Annotated in this window: 13 protein-coding genes; 9 read left to right on the top strand and 4 right to left on the bottom strand. The window is 68.4% G+C overall.

Annotated elements, in window-relative coordinates; translation table 11 throughout:
• The first annotated feature begins 72 nt into the window (after positions 1–72).
• Positions 73–336 carry a hypothetical protein gene (locus D7X74_RS01215; RefSeq protein WP_147444160.1) on the top strand — a complete coding sequence of 88 codons (264 nt, stop codon included), beginning with the start codon at positions 73–75 and terminating at the stop codon, positions 334–336.
• An 8-nt stretch (positions 337–344) separates the two neighbouring features.
• Here D7X74_RS01215 and D7X74_RS01210 read toward each other — a convergent pair whose 3' ends face one another.
• Entirely contained in the window at positions 345–1,469 is a 1,125-nt protein-coding gene (locus D7X74_RS01210) for a sterol desaturase family protein (RefSeq protein WP_120531041.1), read from the bottom strand.
• Positions 1,470–1,622: 153 nt separating this feature from the next.
• Between D7X74_RS01210 and D7X74_RS01205 the strand changes: the two genes are divergently transcribed.
• The gene (locus tag D7X74_RS01205; protein ID WP_120531040.1) at positions 1,623–1,856 is read left to right on the top strand and encodes a hypothetical protein; all 234 of its coding nucleotides are present in this window, start codon (positions 1,623–1,625) and stop codon (positions 1,854–1,856) included.
• A gap of 113 nt (positions 1,857–1,969) precedes the next feature.
• On the opposite strand, the gene D7X74_RS01200 is transcribed toward D7X74_RS01205, so the two are convergent.
• A complete protein-coding gene (locus D7X74_RS01200) occupies positions 1,970–3,073 on the bottom strand; it encodes a PE-PPE domain-containing protein (RefSeq protein WP_120531039.1) in 1,104 nt (367 codons plus the stop codon).
• 84 nt (positions 3,074–3,157) lie between these two features.
• Positions 3,158–4,057: an aspartyl/asparaginyl beta-hydroxylase domain-containing protein gene (locus D7X74_RS01195; protein WP_120531038.1), complete on the bottom strand. Its 900-nt coding sequence runs from the start codon at positions 4,055–4,057 to the stop codon at positions 3,158–3,160.
• A 221-nt stretch (positions 4,058–4,278) separates the two neighbouring features.
• Here D7X74_RS01195 and D7X74_RS01190 point away from each other — a divergent pair, with 221 nt between their 5' ends.
• From D7X74_RS01190 to D7X74_RS01165, 7 genes are all read left to right on the top strand, one after another.
• The gene (locus D7X74_RS01190) at positions 4,279–5,088 is read left to right on the top strand and encodes a DUF4163 domain-containing protein (protein ID WP_233601920.1); all 810 of its coding nucleotides are present in this window, start codon (positions 4,279–4,281) and stop codon (positions 5,086–5,088) included.
• Between the two features lie 347 nt (positions 5,089–5,435).
• Entirely contained in the window at positions 5,436–5,639 is a 204-nt protein-coding gene (locus tag D7X74_RS42555; RefSeq protein ID WP_147446426.1) for a hypothetical protein, read from the top strand.
• A gap of 174 nt (positions 5,640–5,813) precedes the next feature.
• Positions 5,814–6,956 carry a hypothetical protein gene (locus D7X74_RS01185; protein WP_147446425.1) on the top strand — a complete coding sequence of 381 codons (1,143 nt, stop codon included), beginning with the start codon at positions 5,814–5,816 and terminating at the stop codon, positions 6,954–6,956.
• A gap of 81 nt (positions 6,957–7,037) precedes the next feature.
• Positions 7,038–8,168, top strand: coding sequence for a hypothetical protein (locus D7X74_RS01180; protein ID WP_120531035.1), 1,131 nt, complete (start codon positions 7,038–7,040; stop codon positions 8,166–8,168).
• A gap of 228 nt (positions 8,169–8,396) precedes the next feature.
• Positions 8,397–9,224: a hypothetical protein gene (locus D7X74_RS01175; protein ID WP_120582174.1), complete on the top strand. Its 828-nt coding sequence runs from the start codon at positions 8,397–8,399 to the stop codon at positions 9,222–9,224.
• A 289-nt stretch (positions 9,225–9,513) separates the two neighbouring features.
• Entirely contained in the window at positions 9,514–11,739 is a 2,226-nt protein-coding gene (locus D7X74_RS01170) for an RCC1 repeat-containing protein (RefSeq protein WP_120531033.1), read from the top strand.
• Positions 11,740–11,925: 186 nt separating this feature from the next.
• The gene (locus D7X74_RS01165; RefSeq protein WP_120531032.1) at positions 11,926–12,921 is read left to right on the top strand and encodes a hypothetical protein; all 996 of its coding nucleotides are present in this window, start codon (positions 11,926–11,928) and stop codon (positions 12,919–12,921) included.
• A 177-nt stretch (positions 12,922–13,098) separates the two neighbouring features.
• On the opposite strand, the gene D7X74_RS01160 is transcribed toward D7X74_RS01165, so the two are convergent.
• Positions 13,099–16,281, bottom strand: a complete 3,183-nt coding sequence (locus D7X74_RS01160) for a hypothetical protein (RefSeq protein ID WP_147446424.1) — start codon at positions 16,279–16,281, stop codon at positions 13,099–13,101.
• Positions 16,282–16,301: the final 20 nt, after the last annotated feature.

The raw sequence follows: 16,301 nt of genomic DNA, 5'->3' as shown, positions 1-16,301 counted from the left end.
AAGGTCGCGAGACGTCATCAGGACTTCATCCGCCAACTGCCCTATGCGTCGCGCGCCCGCTACCGGAACTTCGTGGCATTGGGGTCTGTCACGGGGCATCCGCGGCTCTCGGACCCGGGCTGGTACCGGCTGACCGAGGCGTTCTGGACGTTCTACTCGCGGGCCTCCGACCCGGAGGCGCAGCGCAAGCCGGTGTTCATCCAGCAGGTCCTCACCACAGTGTCCACGCTGCTGCTCCTCAACCAGCACGGACTCAAGCTCAGCCCCGAGGAGAAGCAGGACCCCGAAATCCAGACGGCCCTGCGCGCCGTGAACCTGGCCGAGCTGCTCGACTGAGCCTGCCTCTAGCCGTAGGGCGTCTTCTCCTCGTGCCGCTGGAAGGGGTACGCGAGCTGCCCCAGGTACGTCTCCGGAGGCTGGAACTTCGTGGTTCCGTAGCGCGAAGGCCAGTGCTTCGGCTGGTAGGCGGTGCCGAAAATGACGTCAATGAATGACAGGAAGACGGCGAAGTTCTTGTCGATGCCCTCGTCATCCGACGTGTGGTGCCAGTGGTGGAACTCCGGCGTCGCGAACACCCAGCGCAGGTACGGCCAGCGGTGATTGACGTTGGCGTGGATGTACACCGCGTGGAACGACACGAAGACCAGGTAGCCGTAGATGGCGGACGGGTGGAAGCCCAGCAGGAACACCGGCACGAAGCCCGCGAAGCGGTTGACCAGCACGTCCACCAGGTGGCTGCGAGAGCTGGCCAGCCAGTCCATGTGCAGCGTGGAGTGGTGGATGGCGTGGAAGTTCCACATCCACCCGAAGGTGTGGAAGGCCCGGTGCACCCAGTAGCTCACCAGGTCCACCACGAGCAGGATTTCAAAGAACTGGAGCCACACGGGCTGCGCGGCGACGTGCGCCTGGAAGTCCATCTTCACGGCCCAGGACAGGAACACCTGCACGGGGATGAGCACCGCGAAGGAGATGAGCTGCACGCTCACGTGGCTGACGAAGAAGTGCTTCAGGTCCGTCTGCCAGCCAGTACGGAAGATCTTCTGCTCATTCAGCGCCCACAGCCGCTCCATGGGGATGAACACCAGCCCCAGCACCAGCAGGTCCAACGCGAAGAAGTCCAGGCCCGCACTCATCGCCCGGGGCCGGTGGGTGAGCGGCTCCGCCTCGCCTCCGCCCAGGAGCAGCGCCACCAGCGCGAGCACCATGGCGATGCCGCCGTGCGCCTTGGAGCGCAGCGTCAGCACACTGAAGGCACCCAGCAGGAAGGTGACGATGATGGACACCTGGAGGATGCCCCGAAAGACATCCAGGTGCTCGGCGTAGAAGGCGCGGCCGTCGTTGGAGACGAGCACGTGGGGAAAGAGGAAGCAGAACTCGGCGACGACGCACAGCACGCCGAGCAGCCCGCCGGTGACGCCGGCGCGCTTGCCCAGGTCGATGCGCCGGGCGGGCGCGAGAAGGATGTCCAAGGAAACCGTCCAGAAGGAAGAAGCCGGGCGCAAGCCTACGCCACTTCCGTGAAGGTCCGGCCCCCCTGGCCCGCGGCCCGGCTTGCTCCCTTCGCCGCCGCTTCCTAGGATTTCGACCTTCGCGGCCTCCACGCATCGCCAGGAGCCATTTCCATGCGTTACACGCGCAAGAACATCTCCGTGCTGCTCGACACCGTGCAGGGCAGCCCCGACGTCATGGGCTTCTGGACGTCAAACTTCGGCGGCTCCGCGTTCACCCTGGTCCCCTCCCCCGGAGGCATGATCTGGCAGGACGTCTACGCGCCTGGCAACCAGGCCTGCGAGGACGGCATTCCGTACGGCACCGAGGACGGCATGAACAATCACTGCGGCGGCGCCGGCTACTAAATGGCGGGCAGCTCGGCTCTTGCAGAGCGCACTCGACGGGCGGCATGGCGTCTGCCTGGCCATGCCGCTCGCGGTGGAGTCCTGCTCCTGAAGCGCCCTGCCCTTCGCCTGCGTCAGACCGCGTCCTGGATGTTCCCCAGGTACGTGTCGATGCCGTGCTTGCCGTCGGTGCCGAACACCTCTCCGCTCGCCCCGGGCGAGTCGAAGGTGTGGATGGTCGCGCCCTCCGGAGCCTGCATGGACGGGCCGCCGTTGATGATGCCCACGCCCGGGAACATGCCGGACACGATGCCGGTGACGATGTCCGTGACGGGGTTGAACTCGTGCGAGCCCAGCCACGTCGGCACGGGGTCCTGGTTGTTGACGTAGAACGTGTAGTTCGGCCCGTCCGGGAACGTCTTGCCCGCGCCCGCGAACATGGTGGCGTTCACGTTGCCGAGCAGCGCCTCGCGCTTGTCCCGGTTGCCGTCCCCGAGGATGGGCAGGTTGCCCCAGAAGCCGCCCATGTCGTTCTTGATGCGGTTGTCCACCTCGCGCAGCGCGCTGGACACGATGGCGCCACCCTGGCTGTAGCCGGTGACGTTGACCTTCTTGCCCGCCTGCAGGTCCTTGTAGATGGCGTCCGCCAGCGTCTGCGCCGCCTTGTTGTTCCCAAACCCCAGCCGGTCCATGCCCGTCTGCACGACGTCCTCGCGCAGGCTCTCCGAGGCGTTGTAGATGGGCACCACGTTGGTGCCCGTCTCGTTCGCCATCTTCTGGGCCTCGCTGGTGGCGCTGCCCTGCGGGGTCTGGATGCCGTTGACGTGGTACGTCGTCGGCGTGGGGCTGGCGATGGGCGAATCCGGCCGGAACGGCGGCACCTCCGACACGGAGAACTTGTCCGGCGGGTACGCGTAGCCGTCCGAACCCAGGTACATGCCGTCGTACGTCGTCGGGTCGGCGGATTCGTCGATCTTCAGCGCCCCGCGCGCCTCCTTCGTCGCATCGGACAGCACCACCGTGCCAGCCTGCACCGTGCCCGTGTTGGACTGGACGGGGGGCAGGTTCGCGTTGCCCGGCGTGGGGCCCGAGGACCGGGCGCTCTTCGCCTCGAAGACGTCCGCGCGCGCCAGGGGGCGGGCCACCTGGTTCTTCGCGGCGGCCGGTGCGGCCTGGGTGTCCACGGGACGCGGCGTCACCGGGCGGATGCTGCCTTTGCCTACTCCGTCGATGCCCATGGTCAGGTCCTCAGGATTCTCGGGTTCCAGGGAGTTATCGGAGCCTGAGAGAAAGAGTTGCCTGCCAGGTCAACGGAGGACCGCTCAGCTCCGCCAGAAGCGGCGCACCCAGGGATCCGTCTGCTCGTCCTGGGCGAAGCGGGCCAGGAGCGGCGGCAGATGCTCCTCGGCGATGCGCAGCCGGCTGAGCTTCTCACGCACCTCGAACTTGCGCGTCAGCCCGAGCAGGGCCTCGCGTTCGGCGAGGGTGAGGTCCGGGTGCCAGCAGTCCGCGATGAGGATGACGCGGCGCTCCTGGCTGCGGTTCCATGTCTCGTGCTCGAAGGAGTCGTGGAAGGTGAGCACGCGGCCCTGCTCCCAGTGCCGCGATTCGGTGCCCACGCGGATGCCACAGCCCTCCGCCGGAATCTGGAGCCCCAGTTGGAAGCGCATCCGGAAGCCGTCCCAGCTGCAATGCGGGGTCAGCGTCGTGCCCGGCGCGTGCGAGGAGAAGAGCACGTCCGCGAGCGGCAGCGCGGTGCACTCGCCCTCCAGCGACTGCACGGCCTCGGCCGTCTCGTCCATCGCGAGCTGGGGCCACAGGAGCCGGTCGACGCGCTCGCCCGCGAAGAACACGGGGTGCACCGACCAGCGCCCCGACCCGACGATGCCACCTTCGTAGTGCATCAGCTCCGCGGTCTGAAGCCGCGCCAGGTCCCGCTGCACCGCCGCGAGGCAGCCTTCCAGGGCCTTCGCCGCCGGAGGCGGTGGGTCGCGCCACGGCCGCTCGTCCAGGCCGGGGAACGGCGGGAAGATGGAGGGGGCATGGCCCGGGACCGAGGGAGGCAGGGGAATCTGCCCCGTCAGCATCCGGAGGTATTCCTTCAGCCGCTCCAGCTCCGGGCCCGCGCGCAGGACGGAGTCGACGTAACCGCCCTGCACGGCCAGCTCGACGATCTGCCGGCGCAGCCACGCGGTGACTTCCTGCATCTCCTGGTCGAACATGGCTTCTCCTTGAGAGCAGAGCCTTAGCCCGCTGGCGCGTGCACCGTCCAGGTCCCCCCGGACAGGTGCACGCGCCGACCCCGACGCGGAGGACGTCCCGTGTCCCTATCGACGCTCGACGTGGGTCATGCCGTAGGGCTCGTAGCGTGACGGGAGGCTCGACCGCTGGGCCGCCGCCGCCGCGCGCTCACGCGCGGGCGAGTTCGGGCAGGATGGAGCGCATGCTCATGAGCTCCGTGGTGATGGTGGTGCTGCTCGCGACTCCAGCGCCCGCGCCTGCTTCCCCCCAGGCGAAGACGTGGAAGGTGACCGGCTCGGAGGTGACGTTCGAGCAGTCTCCGAAGGACCTCCGCGCCCTGCGCGGAGGCAAGGAGGTCTTCGGCCTGCGGTCGCGCGAGAAGGAATTCCTCTCCAACTTCGAGTCCGATGCGGACACTGACACGTCCAACTGGGAGGGTTTCGAGTCCTACAAGGTGTTGTCGGTGGTGGGCCCGTGGGTGAGCTACGAGACCTCCATCTCGGGCTACACCGGCGGCGCTCACCCGTACGCGCACGAGAGCTACGTCACCCAGGACGTATCGAAGGACCCAGGCGCCTTCTCGCTGCTCGACGCGTTCGCGGAGAAGGACGTGCTCAAGGCGCTCAAGGCGGACGCGTTCGTGCGCAAGCACATCCGCGACGACGACGCGTTCAAGAAGGCCCGGACGGTGCAGGCGATGCTGGAGAGCCTGGACCCCGGTGAGGACTGCGTAGGCTTTTCATCCGGGCTCGACGCGGTGAAGCGCTCCGTGGCGTTCCACCACCTGGAGGCCCACAAGGTCGCCGTGCGCATCGCGTTCGGCTACGACAACGAGTCGTGCCGTGGGAACAAGTTCGTCGTGGGCGTGCTGCTGCCCCTCCCCGTGGCGCTGCGGCCAGCATTCGAGCGCGCGGCGAAGCGCGAAGAGGGCTTCCTGATGAAGGACGCGAAGGCCGCGCAGGCTCCGTCCGTGGACTTCGCCTGGGAGCCGTCCGACGCCAAGAAGCCCTGAGCAGCCACGTCACGAAGGCCGCCGCCCCTTCCAGGCAACCGACCCAGGAGCCGTCGATACGTTGCAAGAACAGGTGAGAGCACCCGACGGAAGGACGTCTGTCTTCACGGCGCGAATCGAACCTCCTGGCCAGAATGTTCCCTGGACAAGCAAGGAGCCTGTGCACTCAACGGGAAGAGGAATGGCGCCGTGCGCCATAGGGAAATGGCTTCAGTCTCCATCCAGTTTTCCTCGAAACAGGAACAAGTTGAACGTCATTTTTAGGGGGCCTACCGTTTCAGCGCCGTGCTTCGTAGCGCTGAAACGAGACACGGGATTCAACCACCCATTCACCCTGGAGGATTGAGATGACTCTCTCTGTCAAGAAGGCAGGACGTGCGTTGCTCGCCATGGTCACCGGCGCGGCCTTGTCGTTCGGCGTCACGATGGCATTTTCCACGCCCGCGCAAGCCTCCCAGGTGGAGTGCAGCCCCGTGGACTGCAACCAGAGCTGTCAGGGCAAGGGCTTCCGGCTGGGCAAGTGCGTCAACGCCGCCTGCACCTGCTTCTGAACGACGCACCCTCGCGAATTACACGGGGCATCAGGCCGCGCGCCGGGTCCACCCGGCGCGCGGTGTTCCCCCTTCTGCGTGGAATCCCCCATCCCGTCGCGACGCCAGACATGGCATGGTGCGGTCCATGGGGCAGCCCATGGCCGGATGGGCTGTGATGGGGAAGCACGGACCATGCATTCAAGTCTGGAAGAGAAGTCCCGAGGGGGCTGGACGACTGGCGTCCTGTTGGGCGTGCTGCTGGTCCTGGGAGCCTGCGACAAGGATCCGGATGACATCCCGGCGTTGCAGCCCGGCGCCCAGGGGGAGTCCGCGGTCACGGCGCCCGAGGGGGCCCGTTTCGAGCTCGCCGTACGGGGGGGCCAGCGATACCGGTTCGACTGCACGCCCATCTCCCTGACGGGGTGTCGGGTCCAGTTGCGCGACGCGAAGTCGCTGGAACCCGTGGGCGACGCGCAGGCCTCCAGCCTGAGGAATGTGCTGTCCTTCTTCTGGACGGCGGACGCGGAGGGTCGCGTCGTGGTGGAGGTGCAGTCCGCCCCGACGGGCAAGACGGGGCAGTTCCTGTATGCGTTCACGGAAGCGGTCGATGACGCGGGCGGCTCCGTCGCCGAGGCCGTCTCGCGGCCGGTGGACACGACCCCGACGGAATTCACTGGGTTCCTGGAGTCCCGCGACGACGTGGACGCCTGGCGTCTCTCCCTCCCCGCGAACCACGTCCTGCGCGCGGTCTGCAAGGATGCGGAGATAACCCATCCAGCCCCCGACATGGAGGTCGTCCTCCCGGACGGCACGTCCCTGGGCCGGTTCAACGCCACCGAGTCCGCCCGGCTCGCCTATTGGATGGGCGCCAAGAGCCCCAACGGGGGCGACCTGATCCTGCTCGTCCAGGCCAGTTCCGCCATGCGTGCCGGCTCGGCCCGCTACACCTGTCAGGTCTGGGACACCGGACCGGATGATCATCCGGATGCGCCGCCCGCCACCACCCTGTTGAGGATGCCCGGGGCCGTGGACGTCATGCTCTACTCCGAGAAGGACATCGACGTGCTGGCGGCGGACCTCCTGGAGGGCCACCAGTACCTCCTGCGGGAGGGCAGTCCGCGGTCGGACCCCTACTACTGCGCCACCACGGTGACGAATGCACAGGGCGTGGTGCTGGGCACGAACCTGCGCAGCGACCGCACCGGCGTCGTCTTCACGGCGCCCGCCACCGGTCGGTACGAACTCTCGCTCCAACGCGCTCGCGGCGAAGCGCCGGAGACGTGGTTCATTCCGGGGGGCTTCACCTATGCCATCTCGGACATCACGCCTCCATAGGCGCCCTGACGGCGCCGGATGTGGCATTCTCTGACAGTGCCAGCCCATGGCCGGGTGGGTTGGTTTTGGGGAAATACGCAAATGCATTCAATTCTGGAAAAGAAGTCCCGAGGGGGCTGGACGCTGGGCGTCCTGCTGGGGCTGGCGCTGGCGCTGGGGGCGTGTGGCAAGGATCTGGATGACGCGCCGGGGTTGAAACCGGGAGCGCATGGAGAGGCGGAGGTCACCGGGCCCGAGGGCGTCCGCTTCGAGCTCGCCGTGCGGGCCGGTCAGCTCTACCGGTTCGTCTGCACGGCCACCACGCTGTCGGGGTGTCAGGTCCAGCGGCTCGACGCGACGTCGCTGGAGCCCGTGGGTGAGGCCCTGTCCTCCCGTGAGACGAAGCAGGCCGATTTCTTCTGGACGGCGGACGCGGACGGCCTCGTCGTGATGGAGGTGCGCTCCGTCACGGACGGCGAAACGGGAGGCTTCCTCTACATCTTCACGGAGGCCAGCGATGACGCGGGCGACTCCCCGGACACGGCCGTCTCGCAGCCGGTGACGGAGACGGAGTACACCTTCGAGGGCTTCCTGGAGACCCCCGGCGACGTGGACGCCTGGCGGATCTCCATCCCCACGAACCACGTCCTGCGCGCCTATTGCAGCGGGACCCGTGACAATCCCTTCATGGAAGTGATCCGCCCGGATGGCACGTCGTTGGGCACGTTCACGGCGTCCTACTCCATCACAGACGTCCTGGAGCTGGGTGCCAAGAATGCCGTGGGCGGTGACCTCATCCTGCTCATCCGCCCCAGCAGCTCCACCGCTCCGGTGACGACCCGCTATCTCTGCCGGGTTCGTGACATCGGGCCGGACGACCACCCGGATGCGCCGCCCGAAGCCACGGCGGTGACGGTGCCCGCGCGGTTGAGCGTCGACTTCATGTCCGTCAAGGACGTCGACGTGCTGGCGGTGGACCTCGTCGGGGGCCGCGATTACCTGCTGAAGAGTGATGGCGGCTCCAGCCCCTACTATTGCGCGACCACGGTGATGGATGCCCAGGGCCAGGTGCTGAAGACAGACCTGCCAAGCGACAAGACTGGCGTCACGTACACGGCGCCCACCACCGGCAGGTATTTCCTCGCGCTCAAGCGGGTCCGCGGTTCTGGCATCTGGAAGTGGTGGATTCCGGAGGGATTCCTCTTCGCCATCACCGACGTCACCCCGGAGTGAACCGGGCGTGACACGTTCTGCTACTGCCACGAGCCTTTGTGGCCCGGAGCGCTACAGCGACCGGATCCGTCAGCGACCTGGGGCCTGGAATTGCAGGGTGGGCCCGGCTTCCACGTCCTGGCGCGCGTGATGCAGGGGTGCGCCCCCTGTCGCAGGGCCCTTGTGCCCCGCGACAGGGCTTCCCCGCTGGAGGGAAGCCCCCCCATTCCCGAGGTCGAACACATGCGGATGATGAAGACAGGTCACGTGGTCGCGGCGGCGTTCCTTTCCCTGGTGGGTTGCCAGGGCCAGGACGAGGGCACGAAGGCCGTGGGCACCCAGCAGGCCCAGGCCCAGGCGACGTGCGTCGAGCAGTTCAATGGCATCCAGAGCTGTGCGACCGGTGGGGCGTCCCTTGAGTCCACCGACGAAGGGCTCCGGGTCACCGGGCTGTCCAACCCCCAGACGGATGGCCTCTCCAGCCACTTCGGCGGCGCGGTCGCCTGGCGGCAGAACGCCACGGCGAACATCGGCGGCGGGCAGGGCCGGTTCGCGTTCGCGGCGCGGGATGGCGACCAGGTGGTGAGCACGCTGGGCATCGCGCCGGACGCGGACGGGACGGGGGTGACGTTCGCGCCTGCCTTCACCGGCACGGCGGGCGGCTCCGAGTTCCAGGTGCGCGTCTTCCAGGGCGGCGTCTTGCAGGGCGAAGGTACGGGCGGCCCGGGGCCGGCGGCCCGCTGGCACGTGTACACCAACTGGCTGGGAGACGTGGTGATGGTCTCCGACTTCTACCTGCGGGAGCACGGCCCCATCCTGCCGTTCCCGTTCCGCAACGCGCCCCATGCCGCGCAGGAGCAGGGCGCTTGCGTCTGGCGCTTCCAGTTCCCCGGGAGGACCTTCACGGTGGAGGTGGACGGCGCCCAGCTCACGGGCGACGCCATCGAGTTCACGGAGACGATTGGCACGGGTGCCTATCCCTACCGCCACTTCTCCGGCATCGACGTGACGGGCTCCGCGGGCGCCTTCACGGTCCACGGTGAACTCGCCCTGAACGCGAACGGGCAGGCGCGGTAGGCCTTCCCGGCCCGGACGCTGTTTCAGTGTCAACGGGCCGGTCCGCCGGGCGGCTGAGACAACGCCGCCCGGTTCTCCTTCAGCGCGCATCCAGGATGCAAGCCATTGCGCGCCCCTTTCCCAGACAATGACTGCCTCCCCCGGGGATGAGCCGTCGTCCGGAATCCGGATGCGGCACGCCGGGCCCTGTCCTTCAGGTGACGCCGGGATTGCCCCGCGGTGGTGCCTCCCTCACGGAAGACACGCCCCGTTCGTTCAGGGTCGCGTGGGCCGGAAGCGGAGGTATCACATGGCAGGCGTCGTGAGCAGGCTTTGGAGTGTCTGGCTGGGATTGCTTTTAAGCATCACCGCGTGCGGCCCGGAGTTGGACTCTTCCGAGTCCTTGTCACGCCAGTCGTCCGCACTGGTCGCAGCCCCCCGGGTGGCGGCCGGGGTCTCCCACGCATTGGCGGTCCGTCCGGACGGCACCGTCTGGGCTTCGGGCCTCAACGTCTTCGGCGCGCTGGGGGACGGCACCACCGTCCAGCGCGCAAGCCCGGTGCGCGTCTCCGGGCTCACCTTCGTGAACGCCGTGGCCGCCGGGCGGAACTTCTCCGTGGCGCTGCGCGCGGATGGCACCGTCTGGGCCTGGGGCTCGAACGGCTACGGACAGCTGGGAGACGGCACCACCTCCAGCCGCACCACGCCCGTGCAGGTGGTGGGCCTCACGAGCGTGGTGTCCGTGGGGGCCGGTGACAGCCACGTCGTCGCCGTGCGCTCGGATGGCACCGTGTGGACCTGGGGCTACAACGGGCAGGGCCAGTTGGGCTCCGGCACCCTGACGAACCGCTCCACGCCGGGCCTGGTCTCCGGGCTGTCCGGCGTCGCCGCCGTGACGGCGGGCTCCAACCACTGCCTGGCGCTGCGCTCGGATGGGACGCTGCGGGCCTGGGGCTGGAACATCTACGGACAGTTGGGAGACGGCTCCACCACCGACCGCACCCTGCCCGTCGCCGTCCCGGGCCTCACCCAGGTGACGACGTTCTCCGGCGGTGGCTACCACTCGCTCGCGGTGACCTCCGACGGGTCCGTCTGGGCCTGGGGTTCCAACAGCTACGGACAACTGGGGACGGGCAACTTCGCCTCCAGCAACGTGCCCGTGCGCCTCAACGCCAAGGATTCGACCGTGTCGGTGGCGGCGGGCGGCTACCACTCGCTCGCGGTGCGCTCCGACGGCACCATCCGGGCGTGGGGACAGAACACCTGGGGCGAGCTGGGCGACGACACCCGGACCGCCCGCACTTCCCCGGTCGCCGTGTCGGGCCTCTCCGGCGCCGTCTCCATCGCCGCGGGCTGGGGCTTCTCCCTGGGCGCGCTGGGAAACGGGACGCTGTGGGCCTGGGGCACCTCCGATGTGGGCCAGCGCGGTGACGGCACCTCCGGGACGCGCGTCACCCCGACGATGGTGTCGGGGCTCAGCGGCGTGTCGAAGGTGGCCACGGGCGCCGCGCACACCCTGGCGACGCGCTCGGATGGTTCCGTCTGGGCCTGGGGCGCGAACAACGTGGGCCAGCTTGGGCTTGGCCACCTGAGCAACCGCGCCGCGGCCACCCAGCTTCCAACCCTGGGCTTCGCGACGGGCGTGGCGGCGGGCGGCCTGCACTCGGTGGCGCTGCGCTCCGACGGCACCGTGTGGACCTGGGGAGGCAATGACACGGGGCAGTTGGGCAACGGCACCACCGTGGGCAACGCCCTTCCGGCGCAGGTGGCGGGCCTGGGCAGCATCATCGCGGTGGCGGCCGGCTACCGGCACACCCTCGCGCTGCGCGCCGACGGCACCGTCTGGGCCTGGGGCTACAACGCCCTGGGCGCGCTCGGCGACGGCACGAACGTGAACCGATGGAGCCCGGTGCAGGTGGTGGGTCTGTCCAGCGTCGTGTCCGTGGCGGCGGGACAGTCCCACAGCGTGGCGCTGCGCTCGGACGGCACCGTGTGGGCGTGGGGGATGAACTACAGCGGCCAGGTGGGCGACGGCAGCTTCACCCATCGCTCCGTGCCCGCGCTGGTGTCCGGGCTGTCCAGCGCCGTGTCCGTGGCGGCGGGCGGCGATTCGTCCTTCGCCATCCGCTCAGGCGGCACGCTCTGGGCGTGGGGAGAGAACGGCTACACCCAGCTGGGCGATGGCACCTTCACCAACCACTCCGTGCCCGCGCAGGTCCCTGGCTGGAGCGGAACGGGCGTCGTGGGGGCGGCGACGTACCACACCGTGGCCGCACGTTCGGACGGCACGCTCTGGGGCTGGGGCATCAACTTCGGTGGCTGCCTGGGCAATCCGGCCACCCTCGACAACTATGTCCCCACGCCGTCGCCCGTGGTGGGCCTGAGCGGGACCACCACCGTCGCCGTGGGAGAGGGGTTCACGCTGGGGCTGCGCTCGGATGGCACGCTCTGGGGCTTTGGCCTCAACTCCGACGGCCAGCTCGGCAGCGGCTACCCGGTCCACGCCTTCGTCCCCATCCGCTCCCTGCTGTACTGAGCAAGGCGTCGCCGGAGGTCCGCTGACGCGTCAGGGATTGCGCCTGATGCGTCAGCGGGGCGGTGGCGTGGGGGGCGCGCAAGCAGTTCCGCCCGGTTCGGGAGTGCGAGTCATTGGCGTGGCGGGTGCAGTGAGGTCCCAGCATCCGCCTGCTCGCGGATATCACCCCCATCCCAAGGAACGCCCATGACCACCCTGTACGACGATCTGTTCTTCCGCACCAACATGTGGGACGTCGGGCAGCTTCCGTCTCCCCCGGATGCCTACGAGTCGCCGGACATCATCCCCTCCGGCATCTACCCCACCAACAACCCGCAGGCCTACTTCTCCAGCAACTACAACCAGGACGTGGGCCAGAGCCTGGTGATTGACGGCCCCAACTACATCTACCTGCGCACCAAGAACCTGGCCAGCGGCGCGCAGAGCGGAAAGGTGTCGCTGTATTACACGCCGACCAGCCTGCTGCTCTATCCCAACAAGTGGCAGAACAACGCGCTGAAGACGAGCGATCAGCAGCTCCAGGTCTTCGTCCAGGCCACCCAGCCGGGCGACATCGCCGTGACGGACAATCCCTTCGTCTGGGAGCCGTCCGCCATCAGCGGCGACCACTACTGCCTCATCAGCCGGGTCTCCACGCCCAAGCACGACAACCCCATCCCCCAGGTGGGCAGCTACACCGACCTGACGGCCTTCATCCTCAACAACCCGGGCTTCGGCTGGCGCAACGTCAGCCTCACGAGCGCCAACAGCCCGACCTTCGACACGACCGTGGACTACACCCAGGGGACGGAGGCCGGAAGCATCACGTTCCAGCTCGAGTGCACCAACGTGCCCGGCGGCGCCAGCGTCGCCTTCTCCGCAGGGACCCCGGGCCCGGATCCGCTCATTGTGTTGGAGAAGACGACCGTGCCCCAGAACAACGGGAGCTGGAACACGTCCGTCACCTGCGACGTGCCCGCCAACTACCAGACGAACATCACCTATTCGTACTGGGCCAATGGCACCACGCCCCAGCCGGGCTTCAAGCTCCGGCTCAAGGCCCTGTCCTATGTCGACCAGAGCAGCCAGTTCTTCCACCTGCTCCGCACGCCCCAGCAACTCGGCGCGTCGCCGGAGCTGGCGCGGCGGATGAGCGCCCAGCGCGGCATCGTGCTCGGGTCGCACGTCACCATCGGTCGCTGAGACATCTCCCGCGCTGAGCAGGGCCCAGGCGGTCATCGGGACGGGTCGTGAGACCGTCACCGGTGGCCGCTTTTCTCGTGCCGTCGAGTCCAGCCGTGACATGACGAAGCGGCCACCAGGGGCGGGCGCGACGCCCACCCCCGATGGCCGCCCGGGGTCAAACCCTTGTCTTCGTTCCTAGTTCTTCGTCACGCTGGCTTCGCTCAACACCATGGACCAGTTGTCCATCAGGTCCACCTGCGACGTGCCCTGTCCCTGCGACTTGTACGTCAGCGACGCCTTCGTGTTCAGGTGGCTGGTCATGTAGATGAGCCGTTGCACCGCGGGCCCCGGCTGCGAGGGCTTGCCCTGGTCATCCAGCAGTGAGTCCCGGAAGCGCGCGTTGAGGTAGGACGGCGGGATGGTCTGGTAGTTCATCCGCACGCGGATGCTCTTCCACCCGCTCACCGCGGACAGCGGCACCTGGAAGGTGACGTGGTCCGTGCCCTTCGCTGGCGACGTGCTGAAGTCCGGGTCGCCGGAGACGCTGGTGTCCTTGGGTCCCAGCACGGTGCTGAGCGGCTCGGTGAGGCGCGCGAGCTGCTGGAGGTTCAGGCCGAGCAGCATCTCGTCCGGCTTGCGCTGAGACGGGGCAATCCACCCCTCCGGCAGCAGGCGGTTGTCCTTCACCTCCATGAACTGCTGGAGCTCCAGGCTGGTGAGACGGTTCATGTCGTCCACCGCGCGCAGCTCGTAGATCTGCGCCTGGTCCTGCCGGTTGATGACCTGATGGTTCGGCTGGAGCCCGGACGCATCGGCGGTGAACTCGCTCGCGAGCAGCGCGCTGTCATCCGGCTTGCAGACGCCCGAGCAGATGACGCCCAGCGCATTGGGCTGACCGGAGGCCCACAGCACCTTGCCGGAGGCGTCCGACACCTCGAACTGGAGGAATGCCCGGCGGAAGCCCGCGCCGCTGGGGAACTTGTGGCCCACGTTGCTGGTGACGGTGACGGGCACGGTCAACATGCCGTTGTCTTCCTTGAACGAGTCCACGGAGACCAGGACCGCGGGCTGCGTCGGGTCGAAGATGCCCTGGGAGGTGTTCACCGCCAGGTCCAGGATGGACTGCTCCGCGTTGAGCAGATTCTTCGCGAACGTGTAGTCGCGCTTGCCGTCCGTGAGCGGCGCCACCGAGCCATCCGGGAACTTCAGCGCGAGGAACACGTCGTCCACGCTCATCGCGCGGCCGGGCTGGAAGGCCAGACGCAGCGCGCTCGTCCCGGCGGGAATCCGGGTGGGCGCACCCGCCTGCACGGGGATCCAGCGCTGCTGGCTCGCCGGCACGTTGAGGGAGCCCGCCGTGTTCGTCCAGGCGCCCTGCCCTGCCCGCTGCTGCAACGCGAGCGTGCCGCACGGCGCGACGCCGTCGCAGTAGACCGTGGCGCCCCACTGGACCACCGCCGCGCCCGCCGCCTTGTCGATGAGGGCCTGGTACGCGGACACGTCCACGGTCAGCGCCGCGCCGCCGCCCAGTTGGAAGAACTGCGCGCCATGGCTGGGATTGATGGTCTGCTTGGACAGCCCCTGCTGCTGGGCCACCACCGTGACCGTCACCCCGGAGTCCGGCACCCAGCCGTCGGCCGTGAGGTCCGCCTTGGGACCGTCCTCCGCGCCCGGGTTGGTGACGAGGTTGGGCGTGCGCGCGAGGATCTCCGGGCTCTGGAGGTACGGCGGCACGCGCGAGTCCGGCTGCGCGTAGAAGTCCAGGCCCAGCACGTCCGGGAACTGCTGGAACATCTCATGGACGAACAGGTTGATGCCCAGCAGCGTGTGGCGGTTGTACTGCCGGGGCGGCAGCGTCTGGTTGTCGCGGTAGAAGGCCGCCAGGGCCCCGTTCTGCTGCGCCACCTTCACGTTGCCATCGAACGGCGAGTCCGGCTTGGTGATCTGCATGTGGCACGTCATGCAGGTGGACGTGGACTGGGCGTAGCCGCTGTTGAGCCACTCGAAGTAGGTCGTCTGCTCATACGCCAGCTCCACGCAGGGGTCGGTGAGGAAGTCACCGGTGCTGCTGAAGGTCGTCTGGTTCTGCGCGCAGCTCGCGGGGCGCTGGTAGACGCCCTTGGCTTCCGCCTCCGCGATGGGCATCGAGGGCCGGTAGTTCGTGGGCACCTTGGGCAGGATGACGACGTGGCATGAGCCACACACCATGGAGTCGCGCAGGTAGCTGTGTCCGCCCACCGTGGCGGCCGTCTCCAGGCTGAGCCCGGCGGCGGCCATGGGCTGCTTGTTCAGGTGCGTGTCCGGGCCCACGATGGTGCCCGGGCGCAGGTTCATGGACGACGTGAAGGGGAACGGCGGCGGCAGCACGGTCTCCGACGGCAGCTTGAGGCGGGCCGACACGTCGTCGCCGAAGATGGTGCCGCTCGTGGTGCCGTAGAAGGCCGTGTAGTCCGTGCCGTTCCAGGGTTGCCCGCTGGAGGGCGCCACGGAGTGGCACGCGCTGCACGACACGCCGTCGCGCCCCAGCGCGCCCAGCACCGCCCGCTCCGGATCCGCCTGGGAGTTGTCCGGCGTCGCGTAGAGCAGGTCGTGCGTGAAGGGCCGGTGCTCGCTCTGCGCCTGGCGCTGGCCCAGCGGCGAGTGGCAGCGGAGACAGAGGTTGTCCACCGTGGTGGGCTGGTGGGGCGACAGCTTCCGCGTGGTCTCCACCTGCGCGAGGAAGATGGGGTCGCGGCCCGCCAGGGCCTTCACCGAAGCGCTCCAGTCGCCGAACGGAGACCAGTTGGCCGCGAGCGGCAGGGGCGCGTTGGGATCCAGGAAGGACGGCGCCGTGTTGTCATTCCAGAACCGGTCCACCGCCGGCATCTGCCAGTAGGCCATGGTGGACAGGGCCTTGTAGGTGGGCGGCGCGTCGGAAGGCAGCGTGAGGTCGCCGCTGGCCAGCCAGTCCGCGTCATGGCAGGACTGGCACACCAGCGAGGAATTGAACCGCTGACTGCCCAGGTTCAAGCCATTGTGCGCGATGTCCAGGGTCCTGTTGGGCAGCGCGGCGAGTCCCCCCTTCGTCAGCGCCGGGAAGGTGACGCGGCCCTGCTTCGCGTAGAAGTCGAGGAACCGCTGGGCCTGGGCATCTCCCTCGTCCAGCGGCGAGGTCAGCTTGTTGCCATGGGGAAAGACGGGATAGGGCGTGGGCACCGTGCCCGGCGTGGGAACCGAGACGACGTTGACTGTGTTTGCGTCCTCGCGCGTGGGCGGAGGACGGGTGGAGTCGGAGACCTGGGAGTCCCCTCCTCGCTGTCCGACCAGGGCCACGGCCACGGTCAGGGCGCTCACGCCTCCCAGCGCGAGCAGGAGATTTCGCTGACGACTTGTCTTCATGGATTTATCCCGGTTGGGGT

Source organism: Corallococcus sp. CA047B (assembly GCF_003612065.1).
Classification (GTDB): Bacteria; Myxococcota; Myxococcia; order Myxococcales; family Myxococcaceae; genus Corallococcus; species Corallococcus praedator.
Note: the sequence above shows the minus strand (reverse complement) of the source record. Positions and strands in the feature narration are given on the sequence as shown.